Source organism: Catenuloplanes nepalensis (assembly GCF_030811575.1).
GTDB lineage: Bacteria > Actinomycetota > Actinomycetes > Mycobacteriales > Micromonosporaceae > Catenuloplanes > Catenuloplanes nepalensis.
This window is the reverse complement of record NZ_JAUSRA010000001.1, coordinates 6,626,899-6,645,828: the sequence shown is the minus strand read 5'-3', so window position 1 is coordinate 6,645,828 and position 18,930 is coordinate 6,626,899. Positions and strand designations below refer to the sequence as shown.

The 18,930-nt window shown below is 70.9% G+C and carries 17 protein-coding genes and 2 tRNA genes; 12 read left to right on the top strand and 7 right to left on the bottom strand.

The annotated features are described in order from the left end of the window. Positions 1–33 precede the first annotated feature (33 nt). The 3 genes from J2S43_RS28565 to J2S43_RS28555 all read left to right on the top strand — a co-directional run bounded on the left by J2S43_RS28565 (position 34) and on the right by J2S43_RS28555 (position 2,793). Positions 34–903 carry an Ig-like domain repeat protein gene (locus J2S43_RS28565; RefSeq protein ID WP_306834418.1) on the top strand — a complete coding sequence of 290 codons (870 nt, stop codon included), beginning with the start codon at positions 34–36 and terminating at the stop codon, positions 901–903. Between the two features lie 63 nt (positions 904–966). Further along, complete coding sequence (locus J2S43_RS28560) at positions 967–1,959, top strand: sortase (protein ID WP_306834417.1); 993 nt, start codon at positions 967–969, stop codon at positions 1,957–1,959. A gap of 9 nt (positions 1,960–1,968) precedes the next feature. Further along, positions 1,969–2,793: a phosphate ABC transporter ATP-binding protein gene (locus J2S43_RS28555; protein WP_442320047.1), complete on the top strand. Its 825-nt coding sequence runs from the start codon at positions 1,969–1,971 to the stop codon at positions 2,791–2,793. 302 nt (positions 2,794–3,095) lie between these two features. Here J2S43_RS28555 and J2S43_RS28550 read toward each other — a convergent pair whose 3' ends face one another. From J2S43_RS28550 to J2S43_RS28540, 3 genes are all read right to left on the bottom strand, one after another. After that, positions 3,096–4,127, bottom strand: a complete 1,032-nt coding sequence (locus J2S43_RS28550; protein ID WP_306834415.1) for a pectate lyase family protein — start codon at positions 4,125–4,127, stop codon at positions 3,096–3,098. Positions 4,128–4,265: 138 nt separating this feature from the next. Beyond that, on the bottom strand, positions 4,266–4,910 hold the full coding sequence (locus J2S43_RS28545) for a DUF4360 domain-containing protein (protein ID WP_306834413.1): 645 nt from the start codon (positions 4,908–4,910) through the stop codon (positions 4,266–4,268). A 93-nt stretch (positions 4,911–5,003) separates the two neighbouring features. Next, the gene (locus J2S43_RS28540; RefSeq protein WP_306834409.1) at positions 5,004–5,636 is read right to left on the bottom strand and encodes a DUF4360 domain-containing protein; all 633 of its coding nucleotides are present in this window, start codon (positions 5,634–5,636) and stop codon (positions 5,004–5,006) included. A 205-nt stretch (positions 5,637–5,841) separates the two neighbouring features. On the opposite strand from J2S43_RS28540, the gene J2S43_RS28535 reads away from it, so the two are divergent. Together J2S43_RS28535 and J2S43_RS28530 are read left to right on the top strand one after the other, a co-directional pair. Then, on the top strand, positions 5,842–6,642 hold the full coding sequence (locus J2S43_RS28535; protein ID WP_306834407.1) for an NAD(P)H-binding protein: 801 nt from the start codon (positions 5,842–5,844) through the stop codon (positions 6,640–6,642). Between the two features lie 53 nt (positions 6,643–6,695). Beyond that, positions 6,696–7,100 carry a hypothetical protein gene (locus J2S43_RS28530; RefSeq protein ID WP_306834405.1) on the top strand — a complete coding sequence of 135 codons (405 nt, stop codon included), beginning with the start codon at positions 6,696–6,698 and terminating at the stop codon, positions 7,098–7,100. A 131-nt stretch (positions 7,101–7,231) separates the two neighbouring features. Here J2S43_RS28530 and J2S43_RS28525 read toward each other — a convergent pair whose 3' ends face one another. Continuing rightward, complete coding sequence (locus J2S43_RS28525; RefSeq protein WP_306834404.1) at positions 7,232–8,062, bottom strand: 3-methyladenine DNA glycosylase; 831 nt, start codon at positions 8,060–8,062, stop codon at positions 7,232–7,234. A 26-nt stretch (positions 8,063–8,088) separates the two neighbouring features. Here J2S43_RS28525 and J2S43_RS28520 point away from each other — a divergent pair, with 26 nt between their 5' ends. The 4 genes from J2S43_RS28520 (at position 8,089) to J2S43_RS28505 (ending at position 9,755) form a co-directional block, all read left to right on the top strand. Beyond that, complete coding sequence (locus J2S43_RS28520; RefSeq protein ID WP_370881664.1) at positions 8,089–8,532, top strand: GNAT family N-acetyltransferase; 444 nt, start codon at positions 8,089–8,091, stop codon at positions 8,530–8,532. 10 nt (positions 8,533–8,542) lie between these two features. Beyond that, a complete protein-coding gene (locus tag J2S43_RS28515) occupies positions 8,543–9,346 on the top strand; it encodes a fumarylacetoacetate hydrolase family protein (protein ID WP_306834400.1) in 804 nt (267 codons plus the stop codon). 112 nt (positions 9,347–9,458) lie between these two features. Then, a tRNA-Gln gene (locus tag J2S43_RS28510) sits at positions 9,459–9,530 on the top strand. Between the two features lie 152 nt (positions 9,531–9,682). After that, positions 9,683–9,755, top strand: a tRNA-Glu gene (locus tag J2S43_RS28505). A 2,323-nt stretch (positions 9,756–12,078) separates the two neighbouring features. Here J2S43_RS28505 and J2S43_RS28500 read toward each other — a convergent pair. Next, complete coding sequence (locus J2S43_RS28500) at positions 12,079–12,765, bottom strand: IclR family transcriptional regulator (protein ID WP_033343917.1); 687 nt, start codon at positions 12,763–12,765, stop codon at positions 12,079–12,081. A gap of 49 nt (positions 12,766–12,814) precedes the next feature. Between J2S43_RS28500 and leuC the strand changes: the two genes are divergently transcribed. From leuC to J2S43_RS28485, 3 genes are all read left to right on the top strand, one after another. Then, the gene (gene leuC / locus J2S43_RS28495) at positions 12,815–14,269 is read left to right on the top strand and encodes a 3-isopropylmalate dehydratase large subunit (RefSeq protein WP_306834397.1); all 1,455 of its coding nucleotides are present in this window, start codon (positions 12,815–12,817) and stop codon (positions 14,267–14,269) included. Between the two features lie 19 nt (positions 14,270–14,288). Next, the gene (leuD, locus tag J2S43_RS28490) at positions 14,289–14,876 is read left to right on the top strand and encodes a 3-isopropylmalate dehydratase small subunit (protein ID WP_306834395.1); all 588 of its coding nucleotides are present in this window, start codon (positions 14,289–14,291) and stop codon (positions 14,874–14,876) included. A 330-nt stretch (positions 14,877–15,206) separates the two neighbouring features. After that, positions 15,207–15,893, top strand: a complete 687-nt coding sequence (locus J2S43_RS28485; protein ID WP_306834394.1) for an HU family DNA-binding protein — start codon at positions 15,207–15,209, stop codon at positions 15,891–15,893. Positions 15,894–16,029: 136 nt separating this feature from the next. On the opposite strand, the gene J2S43_RS28480 is transcribed toward J2S43_RS28485, so the two are convergent. Together J2S43_RS28480 and J2S43_RS28475 are read right to left on the bottom strand one after the other, a co-directional pair. Then, on the bottom strand, positions 16,030–18,000 hold the full coding sequence (locus tag J2S43_RS28480) for an MMPL family transporter (RefSeq protein ID WP_306834392.1): 1,971 nt from the start codon (positions 17,998–18,000) through the stop codon (positions 16,030–16,032). A gap of 239 nt (positions 18,001–18,239) precedes the next feature. After that, positions 18,240–18,914, bottom strand: coding sequence for a response regulator (locus J2S43_RS28475; RefSeq protein WP_306839507.1), 675 nt, complete (start codon positions 18,912–18,914; stop codon positions 18,240–18,242). Positions 18,915–18,930: the final 16 nt, after the last annotated feature.

The following is an 18,930-nucleotide window of genomic DNA, read 5'->3' as shown; positions in this document are numbered from 1 at the left end:
GCCGCGCAAGCGGCCATCCAGAGAGGAACACCCGTGAACCTGTCCAAGCGAGCGATCATGGTGGCGACCGCCGCCACGGCGCTGCTGGTTGGTGCACCCACGGCGGCCCTGGCCGCCCCGGCCGGCACCGTCGGCCTGTCCCCGCTCTCCGGTAAGTGGCAGTTCGGCACCGGCAACCCCTCCGACTCCGTCACCCTCACCGCGCCGGCCGCTGCGTGCCCCGCGGGCTCCACCTACTACATCAACGCGCTCACCGCCGCGGGCCGCGAGGCCGACGTGGTCACGGCCGGCGCGCCGCTCGCGCCGCTCGTGACGCTCGGCGCCGACCTGGCGATCCCGGCGCAGAGCGGCACCTTCACCGGCGGCTCCACCCAGCTCCTGGTCAACTCGATCCTTCCGGCGGGTACCTCGGACCTCGAGCTGTCCCCGGCGGACGCCGCCAAGCCGGTCGGCACGGTCCTCGCGACCGCGCCGTTCAGCGTCGTGGGCGCCTGCGTGGACTCGTCGTTCGCGGTGACCACCTACGCCGCCACCTCCGTCGACATCTCGGCCGCCACCCGCGCGCCGAAGCCGGCGGACTGGCCGGCGAACACGTTCTACGACGCGCTCCAGTGGAGCTGGGACGCCCGCAGCGCCACCACCGTCGACGCCCACGTCTACCCGACCCGGGTCAAGCGTGACCAGGCCGTGTGGGCCGTCGTCGACACCTCCGCCACCCGCGGCAAGGTCCAGGTCCTCGACGGCACCAAGGTCGTGGCCACCGCGGACCTGTGCGAGGGCTACGCCCTGGTGCGCATCCCGCCGCTGACGACCAAGGGCCAGCACACGCTGACCGTCGTCTTCACCGGCTCGGACACGCACCGCCCGGCCACCTCCGCGCCGATCACCGTCACCGTTATCTAGCACCTGTTCGGTGCCGGGGCCGCACGGCCCCGGCACCGCCCTCGCCGTGGAAGGCCAACGCACGTGACCGACCTGATGCCCACGCTCGACGCCGAGCTGCCGTCGCCGCCGATCCCGTCGCCGCCGATCCCGGTGGTGGTCGCCGCGGCCCGGAAGGCGCCGGCCCCGTGGCGCTACTTCGCCAGCACCGTGCTGCTCACCGTGGCCGCGGTCCTGCTCGGGTTCGCCGCGCACCTGGTCGGCATCAGCGCGCTGTCGCACAACTCCGCGCAGAAGGCCGCGATGGACACACTCCGGATCGACCTGGCCACCGGCCAGGCGCCGGTCGGGCAGATGCGCGTCGACCCGGTCGAGCTGCTCGAGGCCGAGGAGCGCCAGGAGGAACCGCCCCCGCCGCGCCTGCTCCCGCTCGGCACGCCGGTCGCGCTGCTCACCATCCCGCGCCTCGGGCTGGAGGAGGTGATCCGCGAGGGCACCACCGGCGGCGTGCTCACCGGCGGCCCCGGCCACCAGCGCGACACCGTGCTGCCAGGCCAGTCCGGCACCTCGATCGTCTACGGCCGGGCCGGTGCCTACGGCGCGCCGTTCGGCGGGATCGACGGCCTCCTGCCCGGCGACGAGATCGTCACGGTCACCGGCCAGGGCGAGAGCCGCTACCAGGTGACCGGCGTCCGGCGCGCGGGCGACGCGGTCCCGCCGGCGTTCAACCCCGGCGGCGGACGGCTCACGCTGGTCACCGCGGCCGGTACGCCGTTCATGCCGGCCGGCGTGCTGCGGGTGGACGCGACGCTTCGGACGCCGGCCTACCCGTACCCGCCGAGGGTCCTGCCGGTCGGCTCGATCAACCCGGCCGAGCAGCCGCTGGCGATCGACTCCACGAACCTGTGGGTGCTGGTCATGGGCATCCAGGGCCTGCTGGCCGGCGCGATCGGCGCGGTCTGGGCATGGCACCGGATGGACCGGGTCCGCGCCTGGGTGGTGTTCCTGCCGATCCTCTCGGTCTTCGGCCTGCTCGTCGCGGACCAGACCGTCCGCCTCCTCCCGAACCTGCTCTAGGAGACCCCTGTGACGGACACCGACGTCATCATCCCGGCCACGTTCCACGCCCGGCCCGAGCCGTCCGGCCTGGAGGCGATCGGCATCACCGCGTGGTTCGGCACCCACCTGGTCCTCGACCGGGTGTCGCTGCACATGCGCGAGGGCGAGGTGACCGCGCTGATCGGCCCGTCCGGCTGCGGCAAGTCCACGTTCCTGCGCACGCTCAACCGCATGCACGAGCTGATCCCGGCCGCGTCCATGGCCGGCCAGGTGCTGCTGGACGGCGAGGACATCTACGATCCCTCCCGCCGTCTCACCGACGCGCGCCGCCTGATCGGCATGGTCTTCCAGAAGCCCAACCCGTTCCCCGCGATGTCCGTCTACGACAACGTGGTGGCCGGCCTGAAGCTCACCGGTCAGCGCACCAGCCGGTCCACCAAGGACGACATCGTCGAGGAGTGCCTGGTCCGCGCCGGCCTGTGGCGCGAGGTCCGGGAACGCCTGCGCCACCCCGGCGGCATGCTCTCCGGCGGACAGCAGCAGCGCCTCTGCATCGCCCGCGCGCTCGCGATCCGCCCGAAGGTGCTGCTGATGGACGAGCCCTGCTCCGCCCTCGACCCGACCTCCACGCGCGTCATCGAGGAGACCATCGCCGAGCTGCGCAGCGACGTCACCATCGTCATCGTCACCCACAACATGCAGCAGGCGGCCCGCGTCTCCCAGCACGCCGCGTTCTTCCTCGCGGAGGAGAACCAGCCTGGTCGCATCGTCGAGCACGGCCCGACCGACATCATGTTCAGCAACCCCCAGGACGCGCGCACCTCCGACTACGTCCACGGCCGCTTCGGCTAGAGAAAACCCTTTCAGGAGCGGATTTTCCCGCTTCCGGCGTGGCTGGTTCCCCAGTGCTCCCGCGGGCACCGGTCGTCGCTGGCGCTCCTCCCTTCCGGTTTCGCCGTGGTGAGAACAGAGGCGACGCGTGCTGGTCGCGGCACCGCCGCGCCCACCACGCATCTCGCGTGCTCGTGGTGACCACACGGACACCGGCTCCGACCGGCGGACCGGAGCGGAGCGCCAGCGGAGTCGCAGGGGAGCCGGGGTTTGCCCGCGGGAGCAAACGGGCTGCATCACGCCGGAAGCGGGAAATCGATCTTCTAGATCTTTCCGACGCCGGCGCCGGCCGAGACGATCGCGGGGACGTCGGCGGCGGGGTCGAGCGTGTAGGCGTAGTACGTGGACGGCTCGACGACCGTGCCGCGGGTCTCGATCTCGTGGTTGACGTCGACCAGGACGTTGCCGCGCGCGACCAGCCGCCCCAGGTCACCGCTGAAGTCGACGCGGCCGGGGTTGTTGACGGACTCGATGTGATTGTTCTCCACCAGCAGGCCCGCGTTCATCGCGGAGACGATGCAGTAGCTCGCGTTCCGGCAGTAGTTGTTGAACACGTGCACCGGCTCCCCGAACCGCACGCGCGGGTTCCGCTGGTCGGAGCCGTCGAAGAAGTTGTGGTGGTAGGTGACGCGCAACCGCCCGATGTCCTGCGCGCCGTTGTCGTCGTCGTGGCCGAGCAGCATCGTCTTGTCGTGGTCGTGCGTGCGGTTCCAGGAGACCGTGACGAAGTCGGAGCCGCGCTTGATGTCGACCAGCCCGTCGTCGCCGCAGCACAGGTCGTTGTGGTCGATCCACACGTGGTGCGTGAACATCTGCACGTTGATCGCGTCGTCGGTCGCGCCGCTGAACCGCAGGTTCCTGATGATCACGTTGTGCACCGCGTTCGCCGGTGGCGCGGTCACGTCGTCGTCCACCGGCAGCCCGATGTTCAGTCCGCCACCGCGGATCTCGGCCGTGGCACCCAGCCCGATCAGCGTCTTGTCCGAGGTCACCTGGTGCATGCCGTCCGACGAGCCGGCCGGCAGCGTGATCGCGCCCTGGACCTGGATCGTGAACGGCCCGGTCCGCGACATGTAGTCGATCAGCGCGGCCGCGGTGCTCACCGTGACCGTGGGACCGCCCGCTCCACCGGTCGTGCCGTTCTGGCCGAGCGCGTTCACCGACGCGAACCCGACCGGCGAGGACGCGGCCGCGGCGGCGGGCGAGGTCGCGGCGGCGGGCGAGGTCGCGGGCGCGACGAGGAGCGCCGCCGACGACAGCGCGGCGGACGCGAGGGCGAGCGGTGATCTGGACATGGGTCTGCCTCCCGGACGAGCGGACGGCTCAGGTGGCAGACCCCGAGGTGAACCCCGAATCTAAGCCGCGACCTCGATGAGTGTCAATCTGAAGGAGGCGCCCCGCATCGCGGGACGCCTCGTTCGCCTACCGTGTGATCAGCACGTCTCCCACTTCAGCTGGAACTCGGTGGAGAAGTTCACGTCGGTGGAGTCGAGCGAGATGGTGCTCTCCTCCTTCTTCGCGTTCGAGGTGCCCGGCCGGACGCCGAGGTCCAGCTTCGCGTTGAACGTCCGGGCCTCGCCGCACGGCATGAGCGACACGATGCCGGTCTCCACCTCGTCGGTGAACTGCCAGTCCTTGTCGAACGGGCCGGTCAGCGAGTTCTCGATGACCGTGGTCTCGGAGTCGCCGCTCCAGTAGTAGACGCCCCGCTCGTACGCGGTCGCGCCCTTCGCCAGGTTGGCCACGCCCCGGTGGTCGATCTTCACGATGGTGAACGTGAAGCCGGACGGGACGTCCACGTCGATGCCGAGCTGGCAGAACTTGCGCGAGTCCGTCTTCTTCGAACCCGGGCCCTGCCACGCCACGAACTCGTCGTAGGTGATGGTGAACCAGGCGTTCTCCGGCGTGACGTTCACCTTCGCCGAGTCGCCCGGGCAGCCGGAACCGGCGGCCGACACGATCTGGACCTTGAACTGGTCCGGTCCGGGCACGGTCTCCCCGCCGGCCGCGTTCGCGGCGGTGGCCGTGGACCCGAGCATGGCGATCGACATTCCGGTGACAAGCATTGCCTTGCGCATTTCAGTACGATCCGATCTGCAGTCCGGCAGGCCTGGCCCGCCGGTTGGACAATTGTGGGTAACACGTATTCCTTACGGTTTTCGGCGACGTTCTCAGCACTTCTTCCAGGACAGGCGGTACGAGGCGGAGGTGTTTCCGCCGCTGCCCAGTGTCATCAGGCTCGTGCTGTTCCTGACCGGGCCGGGCTTGACCCGCACCTCAGTGTTGATGTTGAGCGAGCGCGGTGTCCCGCAGGGCGCCCAGCCCAGCTTCCGGATCTCCGTCGAGTCGCTCGCCTGCCAGGCCGTGGTGCGCGGCCCGGTGAGCGTCCGGGTGTACCGCGTGGTGTCGCTGAGGCCGGCGAAGTAGTACGCGGCGTGCATGGTGCCGACCGCGCCCTTCGCCAGCTGCGCCCGGCCCCGGTAGTCGGCCTTGGACAGCGTGTATGTCCAGCCCACGGGTCCGGTGACGGTCACGCCGACCTGACAGTTCCGGCGCCGTTCGGTGATCTTCGCCGAGTTGCCGGTGCGTGCGGTGAAGCTCGGCAGCCGGAGCGTGAAACCGTCCTGGCCCACGGACGTCACGCTGGCCTGGGCGGCCGGGCATCCACTCCCGGCCGTGCTCACCACCGAGACCGACACCGGCCCCGGCAGCAAGGGCGCGGCGTGTGCGACCTGACCGTCCACAGCGGACCCGCCGAGCATCATGAGAGCCGTGGCGCCGACGGCCGCAACGTTGGTCAGCATCGAATCCCTCCATTTCCTCGAAACATGAACTATTGTGCGGCGAAATCGTTCCGACATCGCCTATGGAAACGTAGGTCCCGGCTCCGTATGCCGCCTGTCCTTATCGGCAGATCTGACCTTTCGGCCCTTTTCCCGGGAATGCCCGCCTGAGCTGGCCGGGCGTGTGTTAGCCGTTGCTGTCGGAGCCCGGTGCTTCACTGCGTGCATGACGGATGACGAGATCCTGGTGCTCGGGCCCGGCGGCACGGTCGGGCGGCGGGTGGTGGCACGGCTGCGTGCCACCGGTTCCGAGGTGCGGCCCGCGTCGCGGTCCACGCCGGTCCGCTTCGACTGGGCGTCCCCGGGGACCTGGCAGCCCGCGCTGGCCGACGCGACCGCGATGTTCCTGATGGCGCCGGACGGCGTGCCCGTCGAGCCGGAGCTGTGCACGCTGGCCGCCCGCGCCGGCGTGCGCCGCGTCGTGCTGCTCTCCAGCCGCGCGATCGAGGCGATGGGTGACGACCGGCTGCTCGCGGCGGAGCGCGCGGTCCGGGACGGCGGCACCGAGTGGACGATCGTGCGCGCCGACTGGTTCGACCAGAACTTCGACGAGGGCTTCCTGCGCCCCGCGGTCGAGGCCGGCGCGGTCGCGATCCCGGTCGGCGGCGTACGGCAGACCTTCGTGGACGCCGGCGACATCGCGGCCGTCGTGGTCGCGGCGCTCACCGACGACGGTCACGCGGGCGTGACCCACGAGGTCACCGGCCCGGAGGCGATCACGTTCGGCGAGGCCTGCGCGATCGTCGGCACGGCCTGCGGCCGCGAGGTGCGCTTCGAGGGTACGGAGGAGGCGTACCGCACCGCGATGAGCTCGTTCGGCGTGCCGGAGGCACAGATCGCCCGGGACGTGGCCGCGTTCACCGCGCTGGCCGCCGCCGGCGACTCGGCACCGCGGGACACGGTCGAGCGCGTCACCGGCCACCCGCCCAGGCGCTTCGCGGACTACGCGGCCGGCGCCTCATGGTGAGTTGAGTACCGGCACTCATGAGCGACCTCCGGCGCGGCGGCAGGATCCTCCGCATGACGTTTCGGAAGGTTCTCCTCGGTGCGGCCGGCGGCGCCGGTGTCTGGGTGGCGTCCTGGACGATCGCGATCGGCGTCACCGGGCTGATGGCGGCGACGCTGTGGCCGGACGACCCGGACGCCAGCATCGGCAACGGCATGGTCCTGCTGGCCGTCCCGCTACTGACCGTCCCCCTGCTGGAGTGGCTGCTGCTGCGCCGGCTGCGGGTGCGCGGCGCCGGCGTGTTCGGCCTGCTCGCGCTGGCCGCCTACTTCCTCTCCGTCCAGATCGGCACCGAGCAGTCCACCTGGTCGGTCCCGCTCGTGGTCGGCGTGGCCGGTGCCGTGGTCTTCGCCGCCTACACCGCCATCGTCACCGCGACCTCCGGCCCCCGCCACACCGCGAAACCGGCGGCCTACTGACCCTTCGACGTCAGGCCGACCGCGCCACCCACCCATGATCGAGGCGTCATTCACGTGGTTCCGACGACGTGAATGACGCCTCGATCACCAAGGAGGCCCCGGGCATGCGCCCGCCGCCGGAAGGCGGTGCGTCAGGCCGCGGTGGCGCCGGGCCGGGGGAGTGCGTCGATCGCGGTGATCAGGCGTGCGCGCAGTGGTGCGGCCCGCTCGGCGAAGCCGCGCTGCGCGGCCGCGTACTCCGCGCGCCCCTCCGGCGTTTCCACCCGCACCGGTGGGTAGCCCAGGTCGGCCAGGTCGTACGGGCTGGCTCGCATGTCCAGGCTCCGGATGTCATAGGCCAGCGCGAACGCGTCCGCCCGTAGCTCCGACTCGACCAGCGGGCCGAGCTTGTACGCCCACTTGTAGACGTCCATGTTCGCGTGCAGGCAGCCCGGCTGCTCCAGCTCGGTCTGCCGCTCCCGGCTCGGCTGCAGCACGTTCAGCGGCCGGGCCGGCCCGGTGAAGAAGCGGAACGCGTCGAAGTGGCTGCACCGCACGCCGCGCTCCTCGACCAGCGCGGCCGTCTCGTCCGACGAGAGGCGCAGCGGCCAGGCGTTGTGCCGCACCTCGTCCTGCGTCTGCCGGTAGACCATCGCCCACTCGTGCATCCCGAAGCAGCCGAACTGCCCGGCCCGTCCCGCAGTCGCGGCCAGCAGCCCGCGGATCCACGCCACCGACTCCGACCGCTTCGCCAGGAACGCCACGTCATCGCTGACCGGCCCGTTCTCCAGCCGCACACCGAACCCGGGGTGCCAGCGGCGCAGCTGCGCGGGCCGGTGCGAGTAGTACGAGAACAGGAAGTCCAGCACCGGATGCTTGATGCCACGGCGGCGGCGTTCGAGGTGCGGCACGATCCAGGTGTCGACGCGCGCCTCGTGCGCGGCCTCGCGGGCGCGCCAGACGGGCTCGTCGAGGAGGGGCATCCGTCAAGCGTAGGACGATGGGCCGCATGAGGATGAGACGGGCCGTGGCCGATGACATTCCCGCGATCGTGGAGCTGCTGGCGGACGACGGGCTGGGGCGCGCGCGGGAGTCGGTGGCGGACCTCTTGCCGTACCGCCGCGCGTTTGATCTGGTGAACTCCGACCCGGCGCAGTTGCTCGCGGTGGCGGAGATCGACGGTGTGATCGTGGGCACGCTGCGACTGACCGTGATCCCGGGGCTGGCGCAGCGTGGGCGGACGCGTGGGCTTGTGGAGGCGGTCCGGATCGCGTCGGGGCACCGTGGCCGGGGCCTCGGCGCCGAGCTGATGCGCTGGGTGATCGACGAGGCGCGGTCCCGGGGGTGTTCGCTGGTGCAGCTGACCTCGAACGCGAGCCGCGGTGACGCACATCGCTTCTACGAACGTCTCGGCTTCACGCCCAGCCACGTCGGTTTCAAGCTGGAGATTTAGGCTTCGGGGTATGCGCTTTGCTCGTTTCGTTCACGCCGGTGGGGTGTCGTTCGGAGTGGTCGAGGGCGAGGCCGGTGCCGGCCTCGCCGGACTGACCGTCGCCGAGATCGACCGGACGCCCTTCGAACCGGTGACGTTCACCAACAAGCGGTGGGCCCTCGCCGACGTCCACCTTCTCGCCCCGATCTTCTCCAGCAAGGTGATCGGCATCGGCCGCAACTACGCCGATCACGCCGCCGAGCTGGGCAACGCGGTACCCAAGGAGCCGCTGATGTTCCTCAAGCCGTCGTCCTCGGTGATCGGCCCGAACGACACGATCCGCCTGCCGATCCAGTCCCAGCAGGTCGAGCACGAGGCCGAGCTGGCCGTCGTGATCGGCGGCACCGGCCCGGTCAGCCGGATCGACCGCAGGGACGCCCACAAGGTCATCTTCGGCTACACCTGCGCCAACGACGTCACGGCGCGTGACCTGCAGAAGAACGACGTGCAGTTCACCCGCGCCAAGGGCTTCGACTCGTTCTGCCCGGTCGGCCCGTGGATCGAGACCCGGCTCGACGTCGCCGACCTGGAGGTCCGCTGCGAGGTCGGCCGCGCCGACGAGGTCGGCGAGGTCCGCCAGCTCGGCCGCACCAAGGACATGATCTTCGACGTACCGTCCCTGGTCTCCTATGTCTCGCACGTCATGTCGCTGCTCCCCGGTGACCTGATCCTCACCGGCACGCCCGCCGGCGTCTCCACCATCACCGACGGAGACATCGTCTCCGTCCAGATCGAGGGCATCGGCGCGCTGAACAACCCGGTCGCGGCTCGCTGACCTGCATCGTTGCCGCCGCCCGGGGATCTGCGGAAATGCTGGGCGGCGGCCCGATTTGGCGGGCAACATGGGGTCAGGTAAAGTTCTTTCCGGCGCTGCAAGCGGGCGCCGATGGGGTATGGGGTAATTGGCAGCCCAACTGATTCTGGTTCAGTTAGTCTAGGTTCGAGTCCTGGTACCCCAGCAACGTAACCCGAAAGGGTCACGGAGCTGGATCTGGTAAGGTTCCAGCGGTCGCCCGCCAGGGAGACCGAGCAAGACGGCAGGGCCAAGCAAGCCAGCTTGGCGAGCCTGGTAGGCTAGGAAAGCAAGATCAAGTAAGAAAAGCAAGTCCGAGGTCCCGTCGTCTAGCGGCCTAGGACGCCGCCCTCTCAAGGCGGTAGCGAGGGTTCGAATCCCTTCGGGACTACAGCGAGGCCCGTCTCACGACAGTGAGGCGGGCCTTCCCCTTTCTCCCATAATTCCCGACCACCCACACCCTGGTCCGCACTTTCCCCAAGAAAGTCCCCTCGGACCTCAGGCACCTACTCCGCCCCCGGCCCCAGCGCCGGCTCTCCGTGCAGATCCGCGGTCCGCCGTCTACCGGCATAGTGGCGTCAGTCCATCGGCCCGCGGACACCGGCCACACCGGAGAGACGACCCCAGACCTCGATCTTCCCGCTTCCGGCGTGGCACAGCCCGCTTGCTCCCGCGGGCAAACCTCGCGGCGGCCTCCGCCGCCGCTCCGGACGCCGCATCGCAGCCAGTCCGCCGCTGGTCACCGAGATTCACGTCGCGTGTCGTTCCGGATGCCGGTCGGGAGCCGGTTCTGTCGCTGGTCACCGAAGATCTCGCCGATGAGCCAGATCCGGAAAACAGATCCGCCCGGTCACCGACCTCACGCGACACGTCACTCCCGGACGCCCGGCCGAGCCGTACCCGTCGCCGGTCGCCAAGCCCACGTGCCGCTTCGCTCTGGATGTCTGCCGGGCGCCGGTTCCGTCGCCGGTCGCCAAGCCCACGTGCCGCTTCGCTCTGGATGTCTGCCGGGCGCCGGTTCCGTCGCCGGTCGCCAAGCCCACGTGCCGCTTCGCTCTGGATGTCTGCCGGGCGCCGGTTCCGTCGCCGGTCGCCCAAGATCTCACCGACGATCCAGGATGCAAGCGGATCCGCCACCCGGTCACCGAACCCACGCGACACGTCGCTCCGGACGCCCGGCCGGAGCCGGATCCGCCGCCGGCAACCAAGCCCACGTGGGGGCCGCTTCGGAGCCGGACCCGTCGCCGGTTACCGAGATCCACGTGGCGGATCGTTCCGGATGCCGGTTAGGTGCCGTTGCGTGTCTGGTCACCGAAGATCTCACCGACGAGTCTGGTGTTGGAAGCGGATCCGCCGCCCGGTCACCAATCCACGCGACACGTCACTCCGGACGCCTGATCGGAGCCGAATCCGTTCGCCCCGGTCCACCGGACCGAGGCGGAAGGGACCGGCGCTGCTCGTTACCGAGCCCGCCGACGTTCTGCAGTGGCCCGCCGACGCGAAGCGGAGTCCGCCTGATCGGCCGAACCTCGCCGGTCCCCGACCTCGGTCCGCCAGGACGGAGCCGAGACCGATGCCGGGTTCCAGGGACGGTCGCTCCGCGCCGGAAATTTCGGCATATAGCGTCGACCACGCAGAGTAGTGATACACCAGGCACGTTATGAGGCGGCCATACGGTGTCTGGTGTATCACTAGTCAATCGATCATGGCGCTGCCGGAACGTCGATGCACCGGAGGAGCCGGCGAAAAGGGCAATTCGCGCGCGGGGACCGATGGCTGCGGTCTGTCTGTCCGGGAATCCGGGTCTGCGGCCGAATCCCGATTACTCAGCGCGAAATTCCGGGGATCGACAGCTGCCCGGCAATCATCCGGCGCCCCGGGGCCAGGCGGCCGGGCAGCAGTAGCCGCCTCAGCGACCACTGCCGCGAATCGGTGGCCGCGGCGGCGCAGAGGAGGCAGCCGCGGCGGCGCAGAGGAGGCAGCCGCGGCGGCGCAGAGGAGGGTGGCCGCGGTCCGGTGGCGGTTGGGGAGTGAAGTGAGGCGCCGCCTAGCTTCAGGCGACCAGCAGTGGATCCGGCTCTCATCAGGTGTTGAAGTAAGGTGCCGCGCGAGTTCGGTGACCGGGTGGCGGATCCGCTCGCACCGTGGCTCGTCGGTGAGATCTTTGGTGGCCAGACACGCAACGGCACCTAACCGGCATCCGGAACGATCCGCCACGTGGATCTCGGTAACCGGCGACGGGTCCGGCTCCGAAGCGGCCCCCACGTGGGCTTGGTTGCCGGCGGCGGATCCGGCTCCGGCCGGGCGTCCGGAGTGCCGTGTTGCGTGGGGTTCGGTGCCCGGGTGGCGGATCCGCTTGCACCGTGGCTCGTCGGTGAGATCTTCGGTGACCAGACACGGAACCGGCACCCGGCCGGCATCCGGAACGATCCGCCACGTGGATCTCGGTAACCGGCGACGGGTCCGGCTCCGAAGCGGACCCCTACGTGATCAGCAACGCTGCCGGCTTCCATTCGGCGTCTGGAGCGACACGCGACGTGGGTCTCGCTGACCGGCGGCGAAGCCGGCTTCCGGCCGGGCGCCGGAAGCGAGAAGAGTCAGGTGTCCGCAGGACGATCACTGATCGCCGCCGCGCCGGAACCGGAAACCGGTGAGGCCTCTCGCGGGTGGGAGCCGGGCTTCCGGGGGGATGGGATCGGATGCCCGGTGGTGACCTACAGGCCGGAGAGGCGCTGCCCCGCGCGGACGACGGCCATCGCGTGCCGGTCGCCCGGGCGGCGGCCGAGGCGCTCGATCGGTCCGGAGATGCTGACCGCCGCGATGACCCGGCCGGTGCGGTCGCGGATCGGGGCGGAGACGCTGGCCACGCCGGCCTCGCGCTCGGCGACGCTCTGTGCCCAGCCGCGGCGGCGGACCTCGGCGAGCGTGCGCCCGGTGAACTTGCAGCGGGGCAGCAGCGGCATCACCGCCTCCGGCGGCTCCCAGGCGAGCAGGATCTGGGCGGCGGAGCCCGCGGTCATCGGCAGCACCGAACCGACCGGCACCGTGTCCCGCAGGCCGCTGGCGCGCTCGGCCGCGGCCACGCACAGTCGCTCGTCCGCCCGGCGCAGGTAGAGCTGCGCGCTCTCGCCGGTCGCGTCGCGGAGCGCGGCCATCAGCGGCTCGGCCGCGGTCAACAGCACGTCCGGCGCGGCGTTGGCGAGCTCGCCCAGGCGCGGGCCCGGGCGCCAGCGGCCCTGTGTGTCACGGACCAGCATCCGGTGGATCTCCAAGGCCTGCGCGAGCCGGTGTGCCGTAGCGCGCGGCAGCTTGGTGCGCTCGACGAGTTCGGCCAGGCTGGCGCCGTCGACACAGGCGGCCAGGATGACCACCGCCTTGTCGAGAACGCCGACACCGCTCATACTGTGTCCCACAAGCCGAAACATACCTCCCAGAATTTAGGATGTCCAGATGGTGGGAGCCAATCCACAACCCGCTGCTCCGCGGACCCTGGCCGAGAAGGTCTGGGACGCCCACGTGGTGCGATCCGCCGAGGGTGAGCCCGATCTGCTATTCATCGATCTCCATCTCCTGCACGAGGTGACCAGCCCGCAGGCGTTCGATGGACTGCGTCTCGCGGGGCGCGCGGTGCGGCGGCCGGACCTCACGCTGGCGACCGAGGACCACAACACGCCGACGGGGTACGCGGATCCGTCGTTCAACGCCCGGCGGGGCGACCTGATGACGATTCTCGACCCGACGTCGCGCACGCAGATCGAGACGCTCCGCAAGAACTGCGCGGAGTTCGGGGTGCGCCTGCACCCGCTCGGCCACGAGCAGCAGGGCATCGTGCACGTGATCGGGCCGCAGCTCGGCCTGACCCAGCCCGGCCTGACGATGGTCTGCGGCGACTCGCACACGGCCACGCACGGCGCGTTCGGCGCGCTGGCGTTCGGCATCGGCACCAGCGAGGTCGAGCACGTGCTGGCCACGCAGACGCTGCCGCAGGCCCGGCCGAAGACCATGGCGGTGACCGTGACCGGCGAGCTGAAGCCCGGCGTCACCGCGAAGGACCTGGTGCTCGCGCTGATCACCCAGGTCGGCACCGGCGGCGGCCGCGGTCACATCGTGGAGTACCGCGGCGAGGCCATCCGCAAGCTCTCCATGGAGGGCCGGATGACCATCTGCAACATGTCCATCGAGTGGGGTGCCAAGGCCGGCATGATCGCGCCGGACGAGACCACGTTCGAATACCTCAAGGGCCGGCAGTACGCGCCGACCGGCACCGCGTGGGTCGAGGCCGTCGACTACTGGCGCAGCCTGGCCACGGACGAGGACGCGGTCTTCGACACCGAGGTGATCCTGGACGCGGACGCGATCGACCCGTTCGTCACCTGGGGCACCAACCCGGGCCAGGGCGTCGCGCTGAACGGCGTGGTGCCGTCCCCGTCCGACTTCGCCGGTGAGAACGAGCGGACCGCGGCCGAGCGAGCCCTTGCGTACATGGACCTCACCCCCGGCACCCCGTTACGGGAGATCCCGGTGGACGTTGTCTTCGTGGGCTCGTGCACGAACGGGCGCCTGGAGGACCTGCGCGCCGCGGCCGACGTGCTGCGCGGGCACCGGGTCCACGACGACGTACGCATGATGATCGTCCCCGGCTCCGCCAAGGTGCGCGAGGCGGCCGAGGCGGAGGGGCTGGACAAGGTCTTCACGGAGGCGGGCGCGGAGTGGCGTTTCGCGGGCTGTTCCATGTGTCTGGGCATGAACCCGGACACGCTGAAGCCCGGTGAGCGTTCGGCGTCGACCTCGAACCGCAACTTCGAGGGCCGGCAGGGCAAGGGCGGGCGTACCCACCTGGTGTCCCCGCCGGTCGCCGCCGCCACCGCCGTCCTGGGCCGCCTGGCCGCCCCCGCGGACCTGTAACCGAAGGGCTGACGAAGTCATGGAGAAGTTCACCGTTCACACGGGTTCCGCGGTGCCGCTGCGGCGCTCCAATGTGGATACGGATCAGATCATTCCGGCCGTTTACCTGAAGAGGGTGACGCGGACGGGCTTCGAGGACGGCCTCTTCAGCGCCTGGCGCGAGGACCCGGCATTCGTCATGAACAATCCCGCCTATTCGTCCGCGTCGATTCTTGTGGCGGGGCCGGATTTCGGCACCGGGTCGTCGCGCGAACACGCGGTGTGGGCTTTGCACAACTGGGGCTTCCGCGCCGTCATCTCGCCGCGCTTCGGCGACATCTTCCGGGGCAACGCGCTCAAGGAGGGCCTGCTCCCGGTCGAGCTGGAGCAGGCGGCCGTCGAGGAGCTGTGGGCCCTGGCGGATCGGGATCCGGCCGCCGAGATCATGGTGGACCTGGCTCAGCGGCAGGTGCGGGCCGGTGACAGTGTCTGGTCGTTCCCGATGGACGACTTCAGCCGCTGGCGCCTGATGGAGGGCCTGGACGACATCGGCCTGACCCTGCGGCACCAGGACGCGATCGCGGCCTACGAGGCGCAACGCCCTTCCTACAAGCCTTCCCTGGTCTGACGAAGCGCCCGAGCGAGCCGCCCGAACGAGCGCCCGACGCACACCCGGCGAACGCCTGACGAGCGCCCGGCGGACCCGGCGAGCGCTTGAAAGCGTCTGCTGGTACGCCGGGGAACCGACGTCCGGAACCCCGATAACAGCGGGACTTTCACCCCCGCGTGACCCCCGAATCGGCGCTTCGGCGCGGCAAACGGGGGCCACGCGGGGGTGATTCCGTTGCGACACAAGGACTTTTTTCCCACGGATGTTTGTATCTGCTGCTCCCAGGGCATACCGTGCGCGCAGAATCATTGTGTAACAGTCCATTCGCTTCATCGGGAGGGAAATCTCGTGAACAAGGCCGAGCTCATCGAGGCGCTCGCCGCTCGCCTGGGAGACAAGAAGACGGCGACGGCGGCGCTGGACGCGGTTCTCGCGGAGGTCCAGAACGCGGTCACCAAGGGCGACCGCGTCGCCATCACCGGCTTCGGAGTCTTCGAAAAGCGCGTGCGCGGTGCCCGAACAGCCCGCAATCCGCGTACCGGCGAAGCGGTGAAGGTGAAGAAGACGTCCGTTCCGGCCTTCCGGCCCGGCGCCGGCTTCAAGGAGCTGGTCGCGAGCGGCAAGGTGCCGAAGGTGGCCGCTGCCAAGAAGACCACCACCACGGCGGCGAAGACCACGGCCGCGAAGGCGACCACCGCCAAGGCGGCCCCGGCCAAGGCCGCCACCGCGACGAAGGCGACCGCCGCCAAGTCGACGACGACCGCGGCGAAGAAGACCACCGCTACCAAGACCACCACCGCCGCCAAGGCCACCGCCACGAAGGCGGCCGCGACCAAGACGGCCGCGGCCCCGGCGAAGACCACGGCGGCGAAGTCGACCGCGGCCAAGAAGACCGCGGCCACCAAGACGACCGCGGCCGCCACCCCGGCCGCCACCCCGGCCAAGAAGACCACCGCTACCAAGAGCGCGACCGCGACGAAGTCGGCGGCCAAGAAGGCGCCGGCCGCGAAGAAGACGGTCGCCAAGAAGCGCTGATCCCTGCCGAGAAGCACAAGGGAAACGCCGAGGGCGCCTCACCCCGCCACCAGGGGTGAGGCGCCCTCGGCGTGTGTCACGCTTCCCGCTAGCCGGTCACGCCTTTCGCACGCCCGGCACGCCTTTCGTGAGCCCGTCACGCCTCCCGCAGTCCGTACCGCAGGTGCAGCGCGCGCATCGGGCGCGGCGCCCACCAGTTCCACCGGCCCAGCAACGTCATCGTGGCCGGGACCAGCAGCAGCCGCACCACGGTCGCGTCCAGCGCGACCGCCAGCACCAGACCCAGCCCGATCTGCTTGATCGGCGCGAATCCGCCGGTCAGGAAGCCGGCGAACACCACCACCAGCAACAGCCCGGCCGAGGTGATGATGCGCCCGGTCTGCTGGAGGCCGGCCGCCACCGCGCGATCCGGGGCGTCGCCGGCCAGATACCGCTCCCGGACGCGGGAGAGCAGGAACATCTCGTAGTCCACGGACAGCCCGAACGCGATCGCGGCCACCAGCACCGGCACGGTCAGGTTCGTGTCGTCCAGCCGCTCACTGCCGAGCAGCCACGCGAAGTGCCCCTCCTGGAACACCCAGACCACCACGCCGAGCGAGGCCGCGATGCTGAGCAGGTTGGTGAGCACGGCCTTGACCGGCAGCAGGATCGAGCCGGTGAACGCGAACAGCAGCGCCAGCGTGCCCAGCGCGACCAGTCCGGCCGCGATCGGCGCGCGCTCGCCCAGCATCGTGCGGTAGTCGGCCAGCCGCGCGGCCGTGCCGGTCACCTCGAAGCCCTGCGCGCGCAGTTCCCGTACCGCGGCCTGGGTGGTCTCGTCCGAAGGACGCTCGGCCGGATGCGCGGTGACGACGCCGTCCGCGACCGAGACGCGCGCGATGCCCGGTACGGCCGCGATCCGGTCGGCGTCGGCAGCGGGGATGAACAACGGATCCGGGCCGGTCAGCGACGGGAAGTCGCGGGTCAGCGCCGCGTCCAGCCGCCTCGTGTCGGACGCGGACGGCAGCGACCGCGCGTCGCCGTTGCCGATCGACAGTCCGGCCACCGGCAGCGCCAGCACCACCAGCGCGGCCGCGGTGCCTAGCAGCGTGAGCAGTGGCCGTCGCTGCACGCGCGCGGCGATCCGGGCGAACACGGTGCCGCCGGTCGCCGCGGCCGGCCGGATCCGATGCCCCCACAGGCTCAGCATCGCGGGCAGCAGCGTCACCGCGGCCAGCATGTTCACCAGCACCACGCCGGTCGCGGCCAGGCCCAGCGAGCGCAGGAACGGATCCGGGAACACGACCAGGCCGGCCAGCGCGACCGCCACGGTCAGGCCGGTGAACAGCACGGTCCGGCCCGCGGTCGCGGTCGAGCGCAGCACCGCGCCGTGCACGTCAGGGTCCGCCGCGCGCTCCTCCCGGAAGCGGCTGACCAGCAGCAGCGCGTAGTCCACGGCCAGTCCCATGCTGAGCATCGTGGTCACCTGCACCGCGTAGATGGAGACGTCGGTGACCAGGCTGAACGCGTAGAGCACGCCGAAGTTCGCGCCGATGCCGACGATCGCGACCAGCAGCGGGAGCCCGGCCGCGAGCAGGCTGCCGAACACCACCAGCAGTAGCACCAGCACGACCGGCAGGCTGATCAGCTCCGCGCGCTGCACGTCCCGCTGCGCCTGGTCGTTGTAGTCGGCCATGGTCAGCGGCCCGCCGGACACCACGACCGAGCCGGCCGGCAGTCCCCGCAGGATCCCGGCCGCCTCCTCCGCGGCCTCGCCGCCGCCCGCCAGGACAACCGAGATCAACACCACCTCGGGGGTACGGGAGGAAGGCACCGGATCCGCGACGGAGACGACGCCGTCCAGCGCGCGGACCCGCGTCACCGCGTCCGCGACCGCCGGGGGCGCGGCGCCGTCGACGACCGCGGTGATGGACTCCGGCACCGGGTTCTCCGCGTCCAGTCGCTCCCGGACGACCGCGGACTCGCTGCCGGGCACGGTCCCCACCTCCGCGGTGAGGCGGCTGAACAGGCCGGCGCCTGCCCCGACGCCGGCGGCCAGCACCGCGGCCCAGAGCATGATGGTGAGGACGGGACGGCGCACCGCGGCGCCGGACAGGATTCGAAGCATGGGAGCAGGCTTCCGCTCCCGGCCCTGGTCCCGGATCGCCCGCGGGAGTGGTCCCGCACCTCACTCCCGAGAGCGAGTCAGCCACCCGGCTGCTGTCCGGCGTTCAGCCGGCCGGTGTCGTCCCGGCACCCAGCTTCCCGGGTGTCGTCCCGGCACCCAGGCTTCTCGGGTGTCGTCCCGGCGTTCAGCTTCCTGGGTGTCGTCCCGGCACCCAGGCTTCTCGGGTGTCGTCCCGGCGTTCAGCTTCCCGGGTGTCGTCCCGGCACGACGAGCCCCGACTCGTAGGCGAGGACCACCGCCTGTACCCGGTCGCGCAAGCCCAGCTTCGCCAGCAGGTTGCTCATGTGAGTCTTCACGGTGTGCTCGGTGACGTGCAGCCGGGCCGCGATCTCCGCGTTGGACAGGCCCTGGGCGACCAGCCGCAGCGAGTCCGTCTCCCGTGCGGTCAGCGACGCCAGCGCGGCGGCGCGGTGCCCGGCCGGGCGCGCGGCCGGGCCGGCGCGGCCGATCATGTCCGCGATCAGTCGCCGGGTGACGCTCGGCGCCAGCAGCGAGTCGCCGGCCGCGATCGTGCGTACCGCGCTGACCAGTTCGGACCGGCGCATGTCCTTGAGCAGGAAGCCGCTGGCCCCGGCCCGCAGCGCGTCGTAGACGTACTCGTCGAGGTCGAACGTGGTCAGCATCAGCACCCGCACGTCGGTGGCCGCGCAGATCTCCGCGGTCGCCTCGATGCCGTCCCGGTGCGGCATGCGCACGTCCATCAGCACCACGTCCGGGCGCAGCGCCAGCGCGAGCCGAACCGCCTCCGCGCCGTCACCGGCCTCGCCCACCACGGTGATGTCCGGCTGCGCGTCCAGGATGACGCAGAAGCCGTCCCGGACCAGCGCCTGATCGTCCGCGACCAGCACCCGCAGCCCTCCGCCGGGCCGC

Coding starts and splice junctions, on each gene's coding strand:
- J2S43_RS28550 (WP_306834415.1), bottom strand. CDS start 4,127: ATGTCCAGATCACCGCTCGCCCTCGCGTCCGCCGCGCTGTCGTCGGCG.
- J2S43_RS28545 (WP_306834413.1), bottom strand. CDS start 4,910: ATGCGCAAGGCAATGCTTGTCACCGGAATGTCGATCGCCATGCTCGGG.
- J2S43_RS28540 (WP_306834409.1), bottom strand. CDS start 5,636: ATGCTGACCAACGTTGCGGCCGTCGGCGCCACGGCTCTCATGATGCTC.
- J2S43_RS28535 (WP_306834407.1), top strand. CDS start 5,842: ATGACGGATGACGAGATCCTGGTGCTCGGGCCCGGCGGCACGGTCGGG.
- J2S43_RS28530 (WP_306834405.1), top strand. CDS start 6,696: ATGACGTTTCGGAAGGTTCTCCTCGGTGCGGCCGGCGGCGCCGGTGTC.
- J2S43_RS28525 (WP_306834404.1), bottom strand. CDS start 8,062: ATGCCCCTCCTCGACGAGCCCGTCTGGCGCGCCCGCGAGGCCGCGCAC.
- J2S43_RS28520 (WP_370881664.1), top strand. CDS start 8,089: ATGAGGATGAGACGGGCCGTGGCCGATGACATTCCCGCGATCGTGGAG.
- J2S43_RS28515 (WP_306834400.1), top strand. CDS start 8,543: ATGCGCTTTGCTCGTTTCGTTCACGCCGGTGGGGTGTCGTTCGGAGTG.
- J2S43_RS28500 (WP_033343917.1), bottom strand. CDS start 12,765: ATGAGCGGTGTCGGCGTTCTCGACAAGGCGGTGGTCATCCTGGCCGCC.
- leuC (WP_306834397.1), top strand. CDS start 12,815: ATGGTGGGAGCCAATCCACAACCCGCTGCTCCGCGGACCCTGGCCGAG.
- leuD (WP_306834395.1), top strand. CDS start 14,289: ATGGAGAAGTTCACCGTTCACACGGGTTCCGCGGTGCCGCTGCGGCGC.
- J2S43_RS28480 (WP_306834392.1), bottom strand. CDS start 18,000: ATGCTTCGAATCCTGTCCGGCGCCGCGGTGCGCCGTCCCGTCCTCACC.